We start from the raw sequence: 18,360 nt of genomic DNA on the forward strand, positions 1-18,360 counted from the left end.
CCCGGGAGTGGCACGTGACTTCGCAAGCACCCGCACCGAGGCCCGGACTCCGCCGCCTCACCCGCCGTGGCGTCGCCGCCGCCGTCATGGTGGTCGTCGCGGCGACCACGGCACCCTCCGCCTCCGCCACCGCCTCCGCCACCGCTTCCGCCTCGCAGGACCAGGGCGCGCCCGCCTTCTACGACAGCGGACTCTCCCCCACTCCGTACATGGGCTGGAACACCTACTACGGCCTGGGAGCGCCCACCGAGAAGGAGGTACGCTCCGTCGCCGACAAGCTGGTCAGCAGCGGCCTGCGGGACAGCGGCTACGACATCGTCTGGCTCGACGGCGGCTGGCAGGCCGACAACCCCCGTGACGCGCAGGGCCGGTTGGTCGCCAGCCCCGAGCGCTTCCCCTCCGGCATCCCCGCCCTCGTCTCGTATCTGCACCAGCGCGGCCTGCGCGCGGGCATCTACACCGACGCCGGCACATACGACGGCGGGAAGAGCTGCGGACTGGGCAGCCGCGGCCACTACGACGCCGACGCACGGCAGTTCGCCGGCTGGAAGATCGACGCCATCAAGGTCGACTTCCTCTGCGGCATCGGCGCGAAGCTCGACCCGGGCCCCGCGTTCAAGGAACTCAGCGACGCGGTCGCGAAGTCCGGCCGCCGCATGCTGCTCAACCTGTGCAACCCGCTCACCGACGACTGGGGCCTGCCCCACACCCCCGAGCAGGACGCCCACAACACGTTCGTCTACGCACCGGCCATCGCCGACTCCTGGCGCACCGGCACCGACATCGCCTGGGGCACGCCGACCCCGGGCGAGTGGCCCAACATCCTGCGCAACATGGACGCCAACGCCTGGCACCCCGAGGCGCAGGGCCCCGGCCACTGGAACGACCCCGACTACCTCATCCCCATGCGCCCGACGTCCGACGGCACACCGGAGCTGACCGAGGAGGAGTCCACCACCCAGTTCGTGATGTGGGCCGAGATGGCCTCCCCGCTCGTCCTCGGCTCCGACCCGCGCACCCTGAACGCGTCGATGCTCGCCACCCTGCGCAACCCGGAGATCATCGCCGTCGACCAGGACCCCCTCGGTATCCAGGGCGTCCGGGTCGCCGCCGACGACACCGGCGACGTGTACAGCAAGGTCCTCTCGGGCCGGGGCAAGCGGGCGGTCGTCCTGCTCAACCGGTCCGACAAGCCGGCCCAGCGCACCGTACGCTTCGCCGACACCGCCCTCGGCGGACCCGTCGCCGTGCGCGACCTGCGCGCCCGCGCCGACCGCGGCGTCCACACCGACTCCTACACGGTCGAAGTGCCCGCCCACGGCACCGCGTTCCTCAAGCTCACCGGCGCGGACGCCCTGCCCGGTACCGGCCTGGGAGCGCGGACCACCGCCGACCCCGCGGTCGCGCGCTCCGGCGACACCGTGCACACCTTCCTGCGCGGGCCCCACGGCACGCTGGTCCAGCACACGGACACCGGCCGCGGCGCACCGCGCACCCGGGACCTCGGCGGTCCGGTGAAGGGCGGCATCCTCGGCCAGCCCGCCGCCCACGCCTCCGCCGACGGCCGTATCGACGTCTTCGTGCGCGGCGCCGACTCCCGTGCCTACCGGCGGGTCTACACCGATGGCCACTGGGGCGACTGGCAGAGCCTGGGCGGACGGCTCAGCGACGCGCCGTCGGTGGCGTTCACCGACCCCGGCCACTGGACGCTCGTCGCACGTGACGGCGAAGGCCGGATCGTACAGCGCGGCCCGTCCGCCGACTGGTCCTCGCTCGGCACCCCCGACGGCCGTGTGACGTACGGCAGACCGTCCGCGGCGGTCGACTCCACCGGCCGGGTGCACGTCGCCGTGCGGACCGCGTCGGACGACATCTGGACCCTCTCCCGGGACACCTCGGGCCAGTGGTCGGTGTGGAGCGCGCTCGGCGGCACGGTCAGCGGCAGCCCCACCCTCGTCACCGTCGGCGACCAGGTGCTCCTGTACGCGCGGGCCGGCGACTACACCCTCTGGCAGCAGCGGTACGAGGCGGGCGCCTGGCAGGGCTGGTCGAAGCGGCAGGAGTTCCCCAGCGCCGCGTTCGACGGAGCGCTCGGAGCCGTCGCGGGTGCGAACGAGGCGGTCGACGCGGTCTACCGCGGAGTCGACGGCACCGTGCACCGCATCACCTTCAAGTAGCTCATCCAATCGTCCTGACCTGGCAGGAGCCTTCCATGACCTCTCCACAGACCAGCCGCCGGCGCTTGCTCGCGGGAGCCGGCGCCGCCGGAACCGCGGCGTTGCTCAGCGGTTGCGTGACCTCCACCTCGTCCTCGTCCAAGACCTCCTCCAAGGGCGCGGTCTCCCTGCAGTCCAACCTCTCCGCGCCGCAGGCCAAGGCCGCGATGCAGGACCTGGTCGCCGCGTACAAGAAGAAGGGGAGCGTCGACCTCAACACCGTCGCCGCCGAGACGTTCCGCACCCAGCTGCCGACGTACCTCACCTCTGCCAACCCGCCGGACGTCTACACCTGGTACCCCGGCTCGGTGGCGGACGCGTACGCCCGCAAGAACCTCCTGCTCGGACTGGACGAGGTGTGGACCTCGCCCGACCTGCAGCGCTACTCCAAGGCCCTGCACACCCTGTGCACCTCCAGCAGCGGCAAGAAGGTCTTCGTGCCGACCACGTACTACTGGTGGGGCATGTTCTACCGCAAGTCGAACTTCGCGAAGTGGGGCGTGAGCCCGCCCACCGACTGGAACGGCTTCCTCGACCTGTGCGACAAGCTCAAGTCCAAGGGCGTCGCCCCGATCGGCCTCGGCGCGGGAGGCAACACCGCCTGGGTCGCCTCCGCCTGGTTCGACTACCTCGACATCCGCATCAACGGCGCCCAGTACCACCGTGAACTCCTCGCCGGCAAGCACCGCTTCGACGACCCGGAGGTCCACAAGGTCTTCGACCACTGGAAGGAGGTGCTCCCGTACTTCGACCCCAACGGCACCGCCGTCGCCTTCCAGGACGCCACCACCGCCCTGCTCAACGGCCGTTCGGGAATGATGCTGATCGGCACGTTCTTCGCCGACGCGGCACCGAAGAACGCCCTGGACGACATCGACTTCTTCCGCTTCCCCGTCATCGACCCCAAGATCCCGCTCGCCGAAGAGGCCCCCACCGACGGGTACTTCGCCAGCGCCCGCACCGGCCACCGCGAGCAGGTCTTCGACCTGCTGCGCTACCTGGCCGGCGCCGAGGCCCAGGAGATCTACCTCAAGGGCTCCTCCGGCACCGCGCTGCCGTGCCACCCCGACGCCAAGGACACCGGGACCCCGTTGGTGAAGAAGGGCCGCAAGCACATCGAGGAGGCCGTCGAGATCACCCAGTTCTTCAACCGCGACTCCAGCGACGCCCTTCAGCCCACCGCGGACACCGCCCTGACCAAGTTCATCGCCAAGCCCAAGGAGATCAACAGCATCCTGACGGACTGGCAGCGCGACGCCCAGAAGATCTGGGGAGCGTGACGTGGCCGCCTTGACCACGGTCGCACGCAAGGCCCCGACCCCGACGCCGCCCCGCGGCCGAAGGGCCGGGGGCCCGCGCCGCACCCCTCCCCTGGTCCTGGCGTTCGTGCTCGTCCCGCTGCTGGCCGAGGCACTCTGGGTGTTCTGGCCGGCCCTGCAGGGCTTCTACCTGGCCCTCACCAGCTGGGACGGGATCTCCGCACCGCGCTTCGTCGGCCTCGGCAACTTCCGCGAGATGATCCACGACGACACCTTCCGCACCGCGGCCGTCGACACCGTGCTGTGGCTGCTGCTGTTCGGCGGGCTGTCCGCGCTGCTCGGCCTCGCCACCGCCCTGCTGCTCCAGCAGGAACGCCGCGGGGTCGGCTTCTACCGCGCCGCCCTGTTCCTGCCGGTGGTGTTCTCCCTGGTCGCCACCGCCCTCGTCTGGCAGGCGATCTACCAGCCCGACGGCGTCCTCAACCAGCTCCTCCAGGCGGTCGGCCTCGGCAGCCTGCAGCACGCCTGGCTCGCCGACCAGGACACCGCCCTGTACGCCGTCATCGTGCCCGCCCTGTGGCGGCAGATCGGCTACGTCATGGTGCTGTACCTGGCCGGCCTCAAGGGCATCGACCCGGCCCTGTACGAAGCGGCCAAGGTCGACGGGGCCGGACGCCGGCAGCGCTTCCGCCATGTGACGCTGCCCCAGCTGCGCGGCGTCAACGCGGTCGTCCTGTCCGTCATCGTCATCGACTCGCTGCGCTCCTTCGACGTGGTGTGGTCCCTCACCCGCGGCGGTCCCTACCACTCCTCGGAACTGCTGAGCACCTACATGTACTCCACCGCGTTCCAGTCCCTGCGGCTCGGTTACGGCTCCGCCCTGGCCGTCGTCATCTTCCTGCTGGCCTTCGGAGTGATCGCCTCCTACCTCGTGCGCGCCTTCCGGGAGGCGGACTGATGACGACGTCGCACAGCTCCTCCTCCGCTGCCGCCCTGCGCCGGCGCCGCCTGTCGACCGCCGGCTTCCACGCCGGCGCCGGGGCCCTGTCCCTGCTGTGGCTGCTGCCGATCGCCCTGGTCCTGGTCACCAGCCTGCGGTCCTTCGACGACATCGCCGCGCACGGGCTGGGCAGTTGGCCCCGGTCCTTCACCCTCGGCAACTTCAAGCAGGCCTGGGTCGACGGCGGCCAGCAGCGCGCCCTCATCAACAGCCTGCTCGTGACGATCCCGTGCGTCGTGGTGACCCTCACACTGGCCGCGATGGCCGCGTTCGCGCTCAGCCGCTACGAGATGCCCTTGCGCCGCTCCCTGCTCCTGCTCATGCTCGGCGGCAACCTGCTCCCGCCGCAGATCCTGCTCATCCCGGTGTCCAGGCTGAGCGAACTCATGGGTGTGTACGACACACTGCCCGCGCTGATCGGTGTGCAGGTCGGCTTCGGCGTCGGCTTCTACGTCTTCGTCCTGCACGGCTTCATGCGGTCCATCCCCGCCGAGATCCAGCAGGCCGCGGTGGTCGACGGAGCCGGCCCCTGGCAGATCTTCTGGCGGATCATCCTCCCCCTCACCCGTCCCGCCCTCGCCGCGCTCAGCGCCCTGTCCTTCACCTGGATCTTCAACGACCTGCTGTGGGCGATCACCGTCCTGCGCAGCGACAGCAGGATGCCCATCACCGCCGCCCTCATCGGACTCCAGGGACAGTACGTGTCCATGTGGAACGTGATCGCCGCCGGGTCCGTCATCGCCGCCGCCCCGACCGTCGCCGTCTTCCTGCGCTTCCAGCGTCACTTCGTGGCCGGACTGAACCTCGGAGCTGTGAAGTGACGCCGTACGAGCGCTGGACCCTGCGCACCGAGAACACCAGCTACACCGTGCGGCTGTCCCCGGACGGGCCCTGGGCCGAACTGGACGCCTGGGGCCCGCACGGGGTCGAGGAGGGACCGTCGGCCCTCGACTGGTCGCACCGCACCCACTTCATCACTCCCGCCGACGCCGCCCCCGCCGAGTACCTGCCCCAGGGGCAGCGGCCCTTCACCGGCGCCGACCTGATCGCCGGCCGTCCCGGACAGGAACGCGGCGTCTGGTGGGAGTTCACCGGGGCCAAGGAGGACACCGGCGGTCTCCGGCTGACCTTCACCGACGATCTCCTCGGCCTGCGCACCACCCTGTGCTACGCCGTCGTCCCCGGCACCGACGTCCTGCACCGCTGGACCGAACTGGCCTGCACCGGCGGGCAGGAACTGCGCCTGGAACGGTTCGACTCCGGCGCCGTCAACGTACCGGTCACCGCGGGGGCCCGGCTGACCTACCTCACCGGCCAGTGGTCCCAGGAGTTCCAGCGCACCCGACTCGCCCTCACCCGGGGCACCTTCACCATGGGCAGCACCCAGGGCACCCCCGGGCACGCCTACGCGCCCTGGCTCGCCGTCCAGGACCTCGCCTCGGACGACGCGCCCGCCTACGGCATCGCCCTGGAGTGGCCCGGCAACTGGCACATCACCGCGCAGGCCGAAGCCGGCGGCGCCGTCCGGGTCCGCGCCGGGCGCGTGCCCCACGAGGGCGCCGTCCTCCTCGCGCCCGGCGAGACCCTCACCACACCACGCCTCGCCTGCGCGTTCAGCGCGGACGGACTCGACGGCCTGTCCCGCGTATGGCACCGCTACGAGCGCCACCTCGCCGGAGCGCGCCTGCACCGCCCCCGCAAGGTCCTCTACAACTCCTGGGAGGCGACCGGCTTCGACGTCGACGCGGCCGGACAGCTCGAACTCGCCAAGTCCGCGGCCGACATCGGCATCGAGCTGTTCGTCGTGGACGACGGCTGGTTCACGGGCCGCGCGGACGACACCGCCGGCCTCGGCGACTGGCACCCCGATCCGGCCGCCTTCCCGGGGGGCTTCGGCCGGTTCGTCGAGGACGTCCGCGCCCTCGGCATGGACTTCGGCCTGTGGATCGAACCCGAGGCCGTCAGCCCCGGCAGCCGGCTGCTGGCCGAACACCCCGACTGGGCCTACCGGATCGACGGCCGCCCCGCCCGCCTGGTCCGCAACCAGCTGCTCCTGGACCTCGGCCGCGCGGACGTCCAGGACTTCGTCATCGCCACCCTGGACCGGCTGCTCACCGAGCACCGCGTCGACTACCTCAAGTGGGACATGAACCGGCCCCCCACCGAACGAGGCCGGCCCGGCGACACCCCCGCCGAACGCCTCGACCTGGACGCCGCCCACGTCCACGGATACCTGCGCGTCCTCGACCACCTGCGCACCGCCCACCCCCACGTGAGTGTCGAGGGCTGCGCCGGCGGCGGAGGCCGGATCGACCACACGACCCTCGCCCGTACCGACGTCGTCTGGCCCAGCGACAACACCGCGCCCCTGGACCGGCTCGCCGTCCAGTACGGCTTCCTGCACGCCCACGCCCCGCACGTGATGAGCTCCTGGGTCACCGACGCCCCCGGAATCTTCGATCCCCGCCCGCGCAGCCTCGCCTTCCGCTTCGTCACCGCGATGTGCGGAGTCCTCGGCGTCGGCGCCGACCTGCGCGCCTGGTCCCCGCAGCGCCGCGCCGAGGCCGGCGGGTGGATCGCCCGCTACAAGGACGTACGGGACGTGATCCACCATGGCGAGGCCCACCTGCTCGGCAGCCCGGACGACGCCACCTGCGGAGTCCAGTACGACGGCGCGGACGGCCGGACCGTCGTCGCCGCCCTGAACACCGGACGCCTCGACGGCGCGCCCCTCGTACCCGGACGTCCCGCCCGCCTGCGCCCGCGCGGCCTCGACCCCGGCGCCCGCTACCGCGACGAGGCCTCCGGCACCACCTACGGCGGCGCCCACCTCCTGCACTACGGGCTGCCGTTCGCGTGGACCGCAGACCACGACGCCGAACTGGTCGTGCTGACCCGTCACCCGGGCCCGCGACCGGCATAGATTCGACCCACCCAGCCCCACGGACCCGCACTCCGTGCCCGACCCGCGAAGGAGCCGTACCCCACGATGGACCAGCCCGCACGACGCGGCGGTGCCCGCTTCACCGGCCGCACGGCCGTGGTCACCGGAGCCGCCTCCGGCATCGGAGCCGCCACCGCCGCACGCCTCGCCCAGGAGGGAGCCGCCGTCGTGCTCGCCGACATCGACGAGGAGAGGGGCCGTGGCGTGACGGAAGGGATCACCGGCGACGGGGGCCGGGCCCGCTTCGTCACGGCCGACGTCGCCGCGGAGGACGACTGGCACCGCATCGTCGCCGCCGCCCACTCCTTCGGACCGGTCGACGTCCTGGTCTCCAACGCCTACACCGTCGACGTCCACCCCGCCCACGAACTCTCCCTCGCCTCCTGGCGCCGCCAGCTCGACGTCAACCTCACCGCCGGCTTCCTCGGCGTCCGCGCCGTCCTGCCCGACCTGCGCGACCGGGGCGGCGCGATCGTTCTCACCTCGTCCGTCCACGCCCACAAGGGCATCCCCGGACATCCCGCCTACGCCGCGTCCAAGGGTGCCCTGCTGTCCCTGTGCGGCCAGCTCGCCGTCGAGTACGGGCCCGAGGTCCGCGTCAACGCCGTCCTGCCGGGGCCGATCCTCACGGCCGCCTGGGACCGCGTGCCGCCCGAGGACCGCGCGCGCAGCGTCGCCGAGACGGCGGCCCGCCGCTTCGGCACTCCCGCCGAAGTGGCCGCGGCCATCGCGTTCCTCGGCTCCGACGATGCCTCCTACATCACCGGGTCGCACCTCCTCGTCGACGGCGGCTGGAGCGTCCTGAAGGCCTCCGCATGACCGCGCCCCGTTCACCGAAAGGCTGTACGACATGACGCCCTACGCCCGCCGCGGCGTGCACGGTCAGACCGTGGAGTTCCTCGCCCGCCGCATCCTCGGCGGCGAGATCCCCGAGGGAGCCACGCTCGACCTCGTGGCGCTGCAGCGGGAGCTGGACGTCAGCCTCACCGCGCTGCGCGAGTCCCTCAAGGTCCTCGCCGCCAAGGGCATGGTCGACGCCCGTCAGAAACGCGGCACGTTCGTCCGCGACCGCTCCGACTGGAACCTGCTCGACGCCGACGTGCTGCGCTGGCAGATCCAGGGCGCCGGCTCCGCCGAGGCCGACCGCGGCCTGCTGCGCAACCTCGCCGAGGTGCGCGCCATCGTCGAACCGGCCGCGGTCCGGCTGGCCGCCGAACGCCGCACCGACGCCGACCTCGCGGCCCTGGAGGACGCCCTGACGGCGATGGGGGAACACGGCACCGGCGCCGCCCACGCCGTCGAGTCCGACCTCGCCTTCCACCGTGCCCTGCTCGCCGCCACCCACAACGAACTCCTGGAACGCATGGAGGTGGTGATCGAGTCGGGACTCGCCCACCGCGACCGCATCGTGCACAGCTCCCCACACAGCGAGGACCCCGTACCCGCCCACCGCGCCGTCCTGGACGCCGTACGCGACCGGGACCCGCGTGCCGCCGAGGCGGCCATGCGCGCCCTGCTCGACCAGGCCGGACGCGACCTGGACCGGATCGACGGGCCCGACGACACGAAAGGCACCGGTGGCCGGTGAAGATCACACGCGTCGAAACCTTCCTCGTACCGCCGCGCTGGCTGTTCTGCCGGGTGGAGACCGACGAGGGTGTGGCCGGCTGGGGCGAACCCGTCGTCGAGGGCCGCGCCGAGGTGGTCAGGGCCGCCGTCGACGTCCTCGCCGAATACCTGATCGGCCAGGACCCGCTTCGTATCCAGGACCACTGGCAGGTCCTCACCAAGGGCGGCTTCTACCGCGGCGGCCCGGTCCTCTCCAGCGCCGTCGCCGGACTCGACCAGGCCCTGTGGGACATCGCGGGCAAGACCTACGGCGCCCCCGTGCACGCCCTGCTCGGCGGCCCCGTGCGCGACCGGGTCCGCGTCTACGCCTGGGTCGGCGGCGACGAACCCGCCGAACTCACCGAGCAGATCACCGCGCAGGTGGAGGCGGGCTTCACCGCCGTGAAGATGAACGGCGCCGGCCCACTCCCGCCGGCTGCGACCGCGGCCGAGACCGCGGGGGTCGTCGCCCGCGTGGCGGCCGCCCGCGACGTCCTCGGGCCCGATCGCGACGTCGCCGTCGACTTCCACGGCCGGTTCACCGCCGCCAACGCCCGCCGCGTCCTGAACGAACTCGCCCCCCTGCACCCCCTGTTCGTCGAGGAGCCGGTCGTCCCCGAGCAGAACCACCTGCTGCCCGGCCTCGTCGCCACGAGCCCGGTGCCGCTGGCCACCGGCGAACGCCTCTACTCCCGCGCCGAGTTCCTCGCCCCACTGACCGCCGGAATCGCCGTCGCCCAGCCCGACCTGTCCCACGCCGGAGGCATCTCCGAGGTCCACCGCATCGCCTCCCTCGCCGAGACCTACGGCGCCCACCTCGCCCCGCACTGTCCGCTCGGGCCGATCGCCCTCGCGGCCAGCCTGCAAGTCGCCTTCGCCACACCGAACTTCCTCATCCAGGAGCAGAGCCGGGGCATCCACTACAACAAGGACGCCGACCTGCTCTCCTACGTCGTCGACCCCGAACCCTTCCGGTTCGTCGACGGGTACGCACCGCGCGGGACCGCGCCCGGCCTCGGCGTCACCGTCGACGAGGCCGCCGTCCGCGCCGCCGACCGCGTCGGGCACGCCTGGCGCAACCCCGTGTGGCGGCACCCCGACGGCACGTTCGCGGAGTGGTGAGCGTGCCGCTGGACATCGTCACCGACCCAGTCCACGGCGGCCGTTGGACCTCCCTCGCGGCACCCGGCCGCGAGTGGCTCTGGCACCGCCCCGACCCCAAGCGCCACCAGGTCGCCCCCGGTGCGGCGTTCGTGGACGCGGGCGGGCTGGAGGAGTGCGTCCCCACCGTCCGCGGCGACCCGGACCACGGGGACGTCTGGTCCCGGCCCTGGACCCGGGACGGCGCCGCCGAGTCCGTGCGCTGCGCGGACTTCACCCTCCGTCGTACGATCCGCGCCACGGCCTGCGGAGCCGAGGCCGACTACGTCCTTGCCGCCGAGCCGGGATTCCGCTTCGTCTGGGCCGCACACGCCCTGCTCGACCTGTCGGCCGACGCCACCCTGCATCTGCCCGACGGCGCGCCCACCCGTCTGTTCCCGGAGGCCGCCGCACTCGTCGACCGGCCCTGGCCGGACGGCGCCCCCTGGATCAGCGGCGCCTGGCCCGCTCCCTGCGGAGTGCCGTTGGACCGGCTCGGTCCCGACGACGGCACCGCGGTGGGGGCCGTCGTCGACGCCCGGCAGGCCTGCGTCCACGACGGCCCCCACCGCCTGAACCTGGCCGTGCACGCCGAAGGGCAGCCGGTCTCGGTCGCCCTGTGGCGCAACCTCGGCGGCTTCCCCCAGCACGGCCCCTATCGGAGCACCGGCGTCGAACCGATGCTCGGCCGGGTCTTCGACCTGGCCGAGGCCGGCCCCGGCGACGCCGCCCGCGTCCCCGCCTCCGGCGAGGTGCGCTGGCGCCTCACCCTCACCTCCGCCTGCCGTGGCCACTGAACACCCCTGCCGAGACAAGGAGTTGCCTTCCGTGGATCTGCAAGCCGCCCTGGCCGCCCGCCGATTGCTGGCCATCGTGCGCGGAGGCGACGCGGACGCCGCGCTGCGCACTGTGGTGACCCTCGCCGAGGAGGGCGTCGACCTCATCGAGGTGTCCCTGAGCGGAGCGGACGCCCTCACCGTCATCGAGCGGGCCCGGCACGCCCTCGGCCCGGACGCACTGCTGGGCGCCGGGACCGTACTGAGCGCCGACGACGCCCGCGCCGCACACCGCGCGGGAGCCGCCTTCGTGGTGACACCCGGACTCGGCGACGGCGTCCGCGCGGCCCGGGACCTGGGTCTGCCCGTCCTCGCCGGAGTCCTGACCCCGACCGACGTCATCGCCGCCCGCACGCTCGGAGCCGAGGCCCTGAAACTCTTCCCTGCCGCGCCCTTCGGGGGAGCGGACTATCTGAAGGCGCTGCGCGGCCCCTTCCCGGACGCGCCCTTCGTTCCCGTCGGCGGAATCGACGCATTCGCCGCTCACGCCTGCCTCACGGCCGGCGCGATCGCGGTCGGTGTCGGCTCGCCCCTGGTCGGCGACGCCGCCGACGGAGGCAGCCTCGCCGCGCTCCGCGACCGGGCCCGCGCCTACCGTGCCATCGCGGAGGAGTCCGGACGATGAGCACCCCGCGCACACCACCCGCCCCGCCGACGCCGGTGTTCCGCCTCCACGACATGGCGCCCGTGCCGCCGCTTTTGCCCGGGGAGCCCGCATGAGCGTGGAATGGCGGCCCGCCCCCGGCCCCGTCGTGTGCGTCGGGGAGACGATGGCGGCCCTGGCCCCCTGCCCGTCCGGCCCGCTGGAGGACGCCGAACTCCTGCGCCTGACGGTGGCCGGGGCCGAGTCGAACGTCGCGATGTACCTGGCCGACCACGGCATACCGGTGGCCTGGCTCTCCGCCCTCGGCGACGACGCGCCCGGCCGGCGCGTCCGCGCCGCCGTCGCGGCCGCCGGCGTCGACGTCACCCACGTCCGCACCGACCCGGACCGCCCCACCGGCCTGCTCCTCAAGGACCCCCACCGGACCGGAACCCGCGTCCACTACTACCGGTCCGGGTCCGCGGCCTCCGCCCTCGGCCCCGGCCTGTTGGACACCGAACCCGTACGCACCGCCTCCGTCCTGCACATCAGCGGGATCACCCCGGCCCTGTCCCCCTCCTGCCGGGACCTGGTGACCCGGGCGCTCGGCCCCCCGCCCGCCGAACGGCCGTACGCCGTCAGCTTCGACGTCAACCACCGCCCCGCCCTGTGGCGTGACGGCACGGCAGGTACCGTCCTGCGCGACCTCGCCGACCGCGCGGACGTCGTCTTCGTCGGCCTGGACGAGGCGCAGAACCTGTGGGGCGCCGGCCTCACGGCCATCGGTGTGCGGGAGTTGCTGCCGCATCCGCGGATCGTCGTCGTCAAGGACGGCGCCGACTCCGCGACGGCCGCCGTACGCGACGGGGGCGTCGTCGCGGTTCCGGCGCTGCGCACGCTGGTGGTCGAACCCGTCGGCGCCGGCGACGCCTTCGCCGCGGGCTTCCTGGCCGGTCTGCTCCGCGGCGGGACCACGACGCGCGCCCTGCGCCTCGGCCACATCACGGCCGTCTCCGCCCTGAAGGTGACGGGGGACCACGGGCCACTGCCCGACGCCGGGGCCGTACGGCGGCTCCTCGCACTGTCCGCCGAGGAGTGGACACGGGTGGCCCGCGTCGAGGACGGCCACCGCGAGGAGGCCCGCCCGGTCGGCGAGCCACCGGCTTCGGGACGAGGTCCCGGGTGGCGCCCTCCTCCCGCTCCGCGACGGCGGCCTGGTTGATGACCGCGTCCAGGCGCTCCCGCAAGGCCGGCGCGCGGCGCAACCGGTCGCCCGCCGGGGCGGCGGGATCGAGCGGGATCAGGTCGTAGGCGAGATCGCCGAGCTTCCGGGCGCACAGCGCGAGGCAGACGCGGACCTCGTCGCGCGATCGTGCCGATCGGCGCGGTGCAGCCGAACCGAGCCGTCGTCTCCACGGTGCTGCCCGTGGCGGTGGCGGCTCGCTTCTCGGTCATGTCCCCGGCCCCGACCGGCCTCGGACCCAGGCCCGCCCAGGAGATGTGAACGGCGGCGGACCGTCCGCGCGCTCGCCCTGGTCCCGGGCCGGAACACTGTTCAAGCGTCAAGGAAGTGAGGCAAGGAGCGTCGCTGCTGCCGAGCTCGAATGTCGATGAGTTCGGGAGTCACTGCGGCCCGTCATGCTCAGGGTGTCAGTTCGCTTTGAGCTGCCACTGGGGAGACGGTGTCCTGGCGGATGTACCACTCGGTGGAGAGAATCCGCTCCCGGACGGCTGCCGGGAGGCCGGCAAGCAGACCCGGTGCGGCCCCTCGCTCCACCTCGGTGCGATGGGCCTGCACGGCAGCCCATTTCTGCTCCAGCCAGGGGCTGACATCGACCGTCGCGGTGATCCGTTCGTCCGGAACACTGTTCATGGCCTTGCCGGCACGGGCCAGGTCGCTCAGCGTCCGTACAGCCGAATGCGGGTGCGTGGCCAGGTAGAGGGCGCTCGGCTGCCAGGGGTCACCTGCACCCGGATAGAGCCGTTCAAGCCCCGCTGCCTGGACTGCGAGCGTGGTCACCCGGTGGGTGTGCACATGGTCTGGATGACCGGTCAGCCCACCGTAGGCGTCGTGGGTGACCACGACGTCCGGGCGAAACTCCCGCAGCTGCGCGACCAGTCGTCCCACCGTCTCGTCGAGCGGCGCTTCGCAAAACCGCACGCTGCCCGAAGCTGACTGCGGTGCCCAAGCATCGGCGTAACCGAGCATGCGCGGCTCGTCCGTGCCGAGGATCCGAAGTGCTTCGGCCAGTTCCGCGCCGCGTTGAGTGTCCGCCGCCCAGGTCGCCGTGACAACCGCGGTTCGAGCTCCTGCGGCCGCATGCCGGGCAAGCACTCCGCCCGACCACAGGGACTCGTCGTCCGGGTGAGCGAAAACCGCGAGCAGACTCGGCACCGGCATCGACAGATCACCTTCCAGAATGAGGAGAGCGTCTCTGGAACTCTCCGGGCCGGGCGCACCCTGGGATTGCCGCCCCGCCGGACGCTGGGCCGGTCACCTCGGCTAAGCCGTGGCTCCCGAAGTCGCGTACCTGCGGTAATCGCGTGCGAGTGCGACTCCCAATTCTCACGTCGAAACGACGTCGCAGCTCGCTCGCGTACTATAACCAGCCGTCTGCGGCACGAGCATTACCCTCATCAGCGTCAGCTTCGCCATCACCATCGCCGCGGCGTTCACCGGCTACGACAAGTACCGCGAGCGCACCTACTTCCTTCAGCAGACCGCTGACGACATCGAGAAGCTGCCGGCGGCGGCGCCGGACGGGCGCAACGGTCAGGACGTGCCGTACGTGCAGTGCGCCAACACGTCCGCCCTTGCCGATCTCATGACCATCTTCCCGGCCTACAGGTCGGTACCGGCGTTGCCATCGTCGCTCGAAGAGTCTCGCTGCTTGGTCCCACCCTGAGCGGAAGCGTCCTTCTCCTGCTTGTCCAAGAGCTCCAGGAGCGCAGCGTCTGCCTTTTGCCGATCCTCCTTCGTCAGTTCAAGAGGTGCGTTGTTGCAGACGGCGTACCGGTCGGGATCAATGATGTTGGTGGTCCTCAACGTGAACGTCAGAAGCGGGCGCCACCCCTTGCGGTGGCCAACCCTCACTTGAATCTGGACCTTGTAGTCACGGGCCTCCGGAAGGAGCCCGGGAAACGGTGCCTCGAGCTCGATGAAAAGTTGTTGAGCTTCTCTGCCGGCCACAACGAATCCGGCCGGCAACTTCAGTTCCTCGTCCGGTCCGGGTTGGAGACGAGACGGCGAAGACATCCACAAGAGTGGTAGATGAGAGGCGGGCTCATCAGGGAAGGTGAGCCTGAGATCCTGCACGACTATCGGCTTGGCGCCGGTGTTGTGAAGGACGAGCGGAAGCCGCAGGCGAACCAGAGAGTAGTTGAAAATCGCCGCAAAGGAGTGAGGCTCCCATGTCTTCAGGCGCCCTTGTCTGGCATTGATCCACCAGAATGAGGAGACCGTGAAGACCAATGCGCAGACCGACACGACGGCGGCGCCGGTCATCGATGAGGACGCATTCTGATCAGCAACGGTCATCAACGGGGACACACATTCAGTGTGCCAGCATCAAGATGGCCACGCTAAACGTCGCCACCGAGCACAGACAGCTGGTCAGGGCGGTCTCGGCCTGCAACGGTACGTTTTGCTGCAATCACAGCCAGAGTCGTGGTCGCGGCCCGACCGGCGGTCGTCGCTCCGGTCCCAGTTGTGCTCATGGCCGCCGCCCGAGCGGTGGTTGTCGGCCGCGACACCGACAGCCGGGCGCTGGACATGCTGGGACGCCGCAGCCGACGCGGTCGGGCGCTGTTGGCCGCTCTGTGCGGGCCCGGTCGGCTCTGCACTGCGTCACCGAGCGCGAGAGAAGTCGCTTTCGCAGCAAGGCCCCAAGATTCCATACGCCGTATGGAACTATCCTTCGAGTAAACCATACGATGTACGGAAACGTGAGTGCGAAGAACCAGGTGGCGGCAGTGCCGTCAGGCCCAGGCGACGGCGTCCTCGACGGGCACGCGGGGCAGCCGCGGGAACCACGGGTCGGCACCGGGGTGACCGATGTTGACCACCAGATGCGAGCGCCAGCTGGTACCGGCGAAGAACTCTCCGTCCACGCCGGCCTTGTCGAAGCCCGCCATGGGACCGGCCGCGAACCCCGCCGCGCGCACCGCGAGCAGGAAGACCCCGGTCTGCAGTGCCGAGTTGTAGGCCGCGATGCTCTCCCGCGTCTCCATCTGACCGGCGAACGCCGCTCGCAGCATGTCGCCGCGGGCCGGGAAGACTGTCGGCATCTGCTCGTGGAAGTCGACGTCGTACGCCAGGACCGCCACGGCCGGCGCACTGAGCGTCTTGGCCCTGTTGCCCTCGTCGAGATGCCGGACGAGTCGCTCCTTGCCCTCGCGGGTGCGCACGAAGAGCGCGCGCAGAGGCTGGCCGTTGGCGGCGCTCGGCGACCAGCGGGCGAGTTCCCAGATCATGGCCAGTTCGTCGTCGGCAACGGCCACCTCGGCGAAGGTGTTCGCGGTGCGGGCCTCGGAGAACAGCACCTTTCGTCCGGCGTCGTCGAGGACATCGAGGGCCTGCGGTTCGCGGTCGGTCATGCTCATGATTTCTCTCTTACTTCGGTTGTGTGTGGTGCCGGGGCGGGTTGACCGCCCCGGCACCACCCCGTGGGGACGGGTTTGCGGAGCCGGGCGGGGCACAAGGACCCGGTGCTGTCACGTGCGCCTGTGGTCCCCTGGCCGACGTCATGTGTCGTGTGCTGACCGCTTGTTCCGCTCCGCGCCCAGGCGGGCGAAGTAGGCGATCAGGTCGGGATTGTCGACCGCCTCGGGGTTCAGGACTTCCTCGGCGGGGGCACCCTGGAGCAGGCGCTTGACGGGAACCTCGAGCTTCTTGCCGGTCTTCGTGTGCGGGAGGGCCCGTACGGCGAGGATCTCGTCGGGGACGTGGCGGGGGGAGGCGCCGGTGCGGATCGCGTCGCGGATCCGGACGCGCAGGGAGTCGTCCAGGCCGACCCCGTCGGCGAGGACCACGAAGAGCGGCATCCAGTAGCGGCCGTCGGGTTCCTCCGCGCCGATGACGAGAGCCTCGGTGATCTCGGGGAGGCGTTCGACGACGTCATGGATGTCGGCACTGCCCAGGCGCACGCCGTTGCGGTTGAGGGTGGCGTCGGAGCGGCCGTGGACGATCACCGAGCCGTGCGAGGTGAGTGTGATCCAGTCGCCGTGCCGCCACACACCGGGGTAGGCGCCGAAGTAGGCGTCGCGGTAGCGGCTGCCGTCGGGGTCGTTCCAGAAGTACAGCGGCATGGACGGCATGGGCCGGGTGACGACCAGTTCGCCGACCTGGTCGAGGACAGGGGTGCCCGTCGCGTCGTAGGCGGCCAGGGCCACGCCGAGGCTGGGGGCGGACAGCTCCCCCGCCCAGACGGGGGTCGTGGAGGCGCTGCCGGCGAAGCCGGAGACGATGTCCGTACCGCCGCTGGTGGAGGCCAACTGGACGCCGGCGCCCACGTGGTCGCGGACCCAGGGGTAGGCGGAGGCGGGCAGAGCGGAGCCGGTGCAGCCGACGACGCGGATGGCCGACAGGTCGTGCACGGAGGGTTCGATGCCCAGCTTGGCCATGGTCAGCAGGTACTGAGGACTGGTGCCGAAGACGGTGACTTTGTGACGGGCCGCCAGCTCCCACAGGACGTCCGGACGCGCCTGCGGTGCCGGGCTGCCGTCGTAGGTGCAGGTGGTGGCACCGGTCAGCAGGGTGGAGACGACCAGGTTCCACATCATCCAGTGGGTGGTGGTATACCACAGCAGGCGGTCCCCGGTGCCCAGATCGGTGTGCAGGCCGAGAGTCTTGAGGTGTTCGAGCAGGACCCCGCCGTGCCCGTGGACGATGCCCTTGGGCAGTCCGGTGGTGCCGGAGGAGAAGACGACCCACAGGGGGTGGTCGAACGGCACCGGGGCGATGGTGAGGTACTCGACGCGGGTGGCCGCGTCCTCCCAGGGAACCCTCAGCACCGAGTCCCCGCCCTCGGGCCACGCAAGGCCCACGTGGTCCACGAGCACCGTGGCCTTCAGCGTCGGCAGGGCGGCGGCGAGTTCGAGCGAGGCGGCGCGGCGGTCGTGGGTGGTGCCGTTGAAGAGGTAGCCGTCAGCGGTGATGAGCACCGTGGGTTCGAGCTGCGCGAAGCGGTCGGCGGCGGCCTTGGGTGCGTAGTCCTGGCCGCACACCGACCACACCGCGCCCAGGCTTGCGGTGGCGAGGAAGGCGATGACGGCGTGGGGGGTGTTGGGCAGATAGCCCACCACCCGGTCGCCCTGTCCGACGCCCAGGTCGCGCAGGCCGGCAGCGACGGAGGCGACCCGGGCGCGCAGCTCCCGGCCGGTGATCTCATAGCCGGCTCCGGTCTCGTCCAGGGCGGTGATCGCGGGAGCGTCCGGCTGCAGGTTGCGCAGCGCGTGATGGGCGTAGTTGAGGGTGGCGCCGGGGAACCAGCGGGCGCCGGGCATGGTCTCCTCCGCCAGCACCCGCTCGTACTCAGTCGTCGCGTCGATGTCGAAGTACTCCCACATCGCGGCCCAGAATCCTTCGAGGTCGGTGACGGACCACTGGTACAGGGCTGGGTAGTCCGTGGGGTCCTGGATCCCTTCGGCGCCCCGGTGCCGGGCCGCCCATCGGGCGAAGTCCGCGATGCGGCTGTGGGCGGCCGACTTCGGGTCGGGAGTGAAGAAGGGTTCCGGATACGGCTCAGGGCGCGGGGTGGTCATGGTGTGGTGCTC

Annotated in this window: 15 protein-coding genes; 11 read left to right on the top strand and 4 right to left on the bottom strand. The window is 71.7% G+C overall.

All coding sequences use genetic code 11. The features are described 5' to 3' along the window. Nucleotides 1-14 precede the first annotated feature (14 nt). The 11 genes from OG747_RS51100 to OG747_RS51150 all read left to right on the top strand — a co-directional run bounded on the left by OG747_RS51100 (nt 15) and on the right by OG747_RS51150 (nt 12,808). On the top strand, nt 15-2,177 hold the full coding sequence (locus tag OG747_RS51100; RefSeq protein WP_405886382.1) for a glycoside hydrolase family 27 protein: 2,163 nt from the start codon (nt 15-17) through the stop codon (nt 2,175-2,177). A 35-nt stretch (nt 2,178-2,212) separates the two neighbouring features. Next, nucleotides 2,213-3,496 carry an extracellular solute-binding protein gene (locus OG747_RS51105; RefSeq protein ID WP_331743494.1) on the top strand — a complete coding sequence of 428 codons (1,284 nt, stop codon included), beginning with the start codon at nt 2,213-2,215 and terminating at the stop codon, nt 3,494-3,496. 1 nt (nt 3,497) lies between these two features. Further along, nucleotides 3,498-4,433, top strand: coding sequence for a sugar ABC transporter permease (locus OG747_RS51110; protein WP_331743491.1), 936 nt, complete (start codon nt 3,498-3,500; stop codon nt 4,431-4,433). Then, nucleotides 4,433-5,296: a carbohydrate ABC transporter permease gene (locus OG747_RS51115; protein WP_331743488.1), complete on the top strand. Its 864-nt coding sequence runs from the start codon at nt 4,433-4,435 to the stop codon at nt 5,294-5,296. The genes OG747_RS51110 and OG747_RS51115 overlap by 1 nt, the downstream gene beginning before the upstream one ends. Beyond that, a complete protein-coding gene (locus OG747_RS51120) occupies nt 5,293-7,398 on the top strand; it encodes an alpha-galactosidase (protein ID WP_331743485.1) in 2,106 nt (701 codons plus the stop codon). The genes OG747_RS51115 and OG747_RS51120 overlap by 4 nt, the downstream gene beginning before the upstream one ends. 66 nt (nt 7,399-7,464) lie before the next feature. Next, nucleotides 7,465-8,238 carry a glucose 1-dehydrogenase gene (locus OG747_RS51125; protein ID WP_331743483.1) on the top strand — a complete coding sequence of 258 codons (774 nt, stop codon included), beginning with the start codon at nt 7,465-7,467 and terminating at the stop codon, nt 8,236-8,238. Between the two features lie 31 nt (nt 8,239-8,269). After that, on the top strand, nt 8,270-9,007 hold the full coding sequence (locus OG747_RS51130; protein ID WP_331743480.1) for a FadR/GntR family transcriptional regulator: 738 nt from the start codon (nt 8,270-8,272) through the stop codon (nt 9,005-9,007). Beyond that, nucleotides 9,004-10,149, top strand: a complete 1,146-nt coding sequence (dgoD, locus tag OG747_RS51135) for a galactonate dehydratase (protein ID WP_331743478.1) — start codon at nt 9,004-9,006, stop codon at nt 10,147-10,149. Before OG747_RS51130 ends, dgoD begins: the two co-directional genes overlap by 4 nt. Continuing rightward, nucleotides 10,146-10,964: a hypothetical protein gene (locus OG747_RS51140; protein WP_331744977.1), complete on the top strand. Its 819-nt coding sequence runs from the start codon at nt 10,146-10,148 to the stop codon at nt 10,962-10,964. Before dgoD ends, OG747_RS51140 begins: the two co-directional genes overlap by 4 nt. Nucleotides 10,965-10,995: 31 nt before the next feature. Further along, nucleotides 10,996-11,628, top strand: coding sequence for a bifunctional 4-hydroxy-2-oxoglutarate aldolase/2-dehydro-3-deoxy-phosphogluconate aldolase (locus tag OG747_RS51145; protein ID WP_331743474.1), 633 nt, complete (start codon nt 10,996-10,998; stop codon nt 11,626-11,628). Between the two features lie 91 nt (nt 11,629-11,719). Next, nucleotides 11,720-12,808, top strand: a complete 1,089-nt coding sequence (locus OG747_RS51150; RefSeq protein WP_331743471.1) for a sugar kinase — start codon at nt 11,720-11,722, stop codon at nt 12,806-12,808. Between the two features lie 420 nt (nt 12,809-13,228). On the opposite strand, the gene OG747_RS51155 is transcribed toward OG747_RS51150, so the two are convergent. The 4 genes from OG747_RS51155 to OG747_RS51170 all read right to left on the bottom strand — a co-directional run bounded on the left by OG747_RS51155 (nt 13,229) and on the right by OG747_RS51170 (nt 18,348). Then, on the bottom strand, nt 13,229-13,987 hold the full coding sequence (locus OG747_RS51155) for a PIG-L family deacetylase (protein ID WP_331743465.1): 759 nt from the start codon (nt 13,985-13,987) through the stop codon (nt 13,229-13,231). A gap of 441 nt (nt 13,988-14,428) precedes the next feature. Then, nucleotides 14,429-15,136: a hypothetical protein gene (locus tag OG747_RS51160; RefSeq protein WP_405886386.1), complete on the bottom strand. Its 708-nt coding sequence runs from the start codon at nt 15,134-15,136 to the stop codon at nt 14,429-14,431. Between the two features lie 428 nt (nt 15,137-15,564). Beyond that, nucleotides 15,565-16,182, bottom strand: a complete 618-nt coding sequence (locus tag OG747_RS51165; protein ID WP_331765405.1) for a malonic semialdehyde reductase — start codon at nt 16,180-16,182, stop codon at nt 15,565-15,567. Between the two features lie 147 nt (nt 16,183-16,329). Continuing rightward, nucleotides 16,330-18,348: an acetoacetate--CoA ligase gene (locus OG747_RS51170; RefSeq protein WP_331765193.1), complete on the bottom strand. Its 2,019-nt coding sequence runs from the start codon at nt 18,346-18,348 to the stop codon at nt 16,330-16,332. Nucleotides 18,349-18,360 lie beyond the last annotated feature (12 nt).

Source organism: Streptomyces sp. NBC_01384 (assembly GCF_045040035.1).
In the GTDB taxonomy this organism is placed as follows: domain Bacteria; phylum Actinomycetota; class Actinomycetes; order Streptomycetales; family Streptomycetaceae; genus Streptomyces.

Bases quoted from the DNA above. Each gene is read 5' to 3' on its own strand.
- OG747_RS51105 (WP_331743494.1), top strand. From the start codon at position 2,213: ATGACCTCTCCACAGACCAGCCGCCGGCGCTTGCTCGCGGGAGCCGGC.
- OG747_RS51115 (WP_331743488.1), top strand. From the start codon at position 4,433: ATGACGACGTCGCACAGCTCCTCCTCCGCTGCCGCCCTGCGCCGGCGC.
- OG747_RS51125 (WP_331743483.1), top strand. From the start codon at position 7,465: ATGGACCAGCCCGCACGACGCGGCGGTGCCCGCTTCACCGGCCGCACG.
- OG747_RS51130 (WP_331743480.1), top strand. From the start codon at position 8,270: ATGACGCCCTACGCCCGCCGCGGCGTGCACGGTCAGACCGTGGAGTTC.
- OG747_RS51150 (WP_331743471.1), top strand. From the start codon at position 11,720: ATGAGCGTGGAATGGCGGCCCGCCCCCGGCCCCGTCGTGTGCGTCGGG.
- OG747_RS51155 (WP_331743465.1), bottom strand. From the start codon at position 13,987: ATGCCGGTGCCGAGTCTGCTCGCGGTTTTCGCTCACCCGGACGACGAG.
- OG747_RS51165 (WP_331765405.1), bottom strand. From the start codon at position 16,182: ATGACCGACCGCGAACCGCAGGCCCTCGATGTCCTCGACGACGCCGGA.
- OG747_RS51170 (WP_331765193.1), bottom strand. From the start codon at position 18,348: ATGACCACCCCGCGCCCTGAGCCGTATCCGGAACCCTTCTTCACTCCC.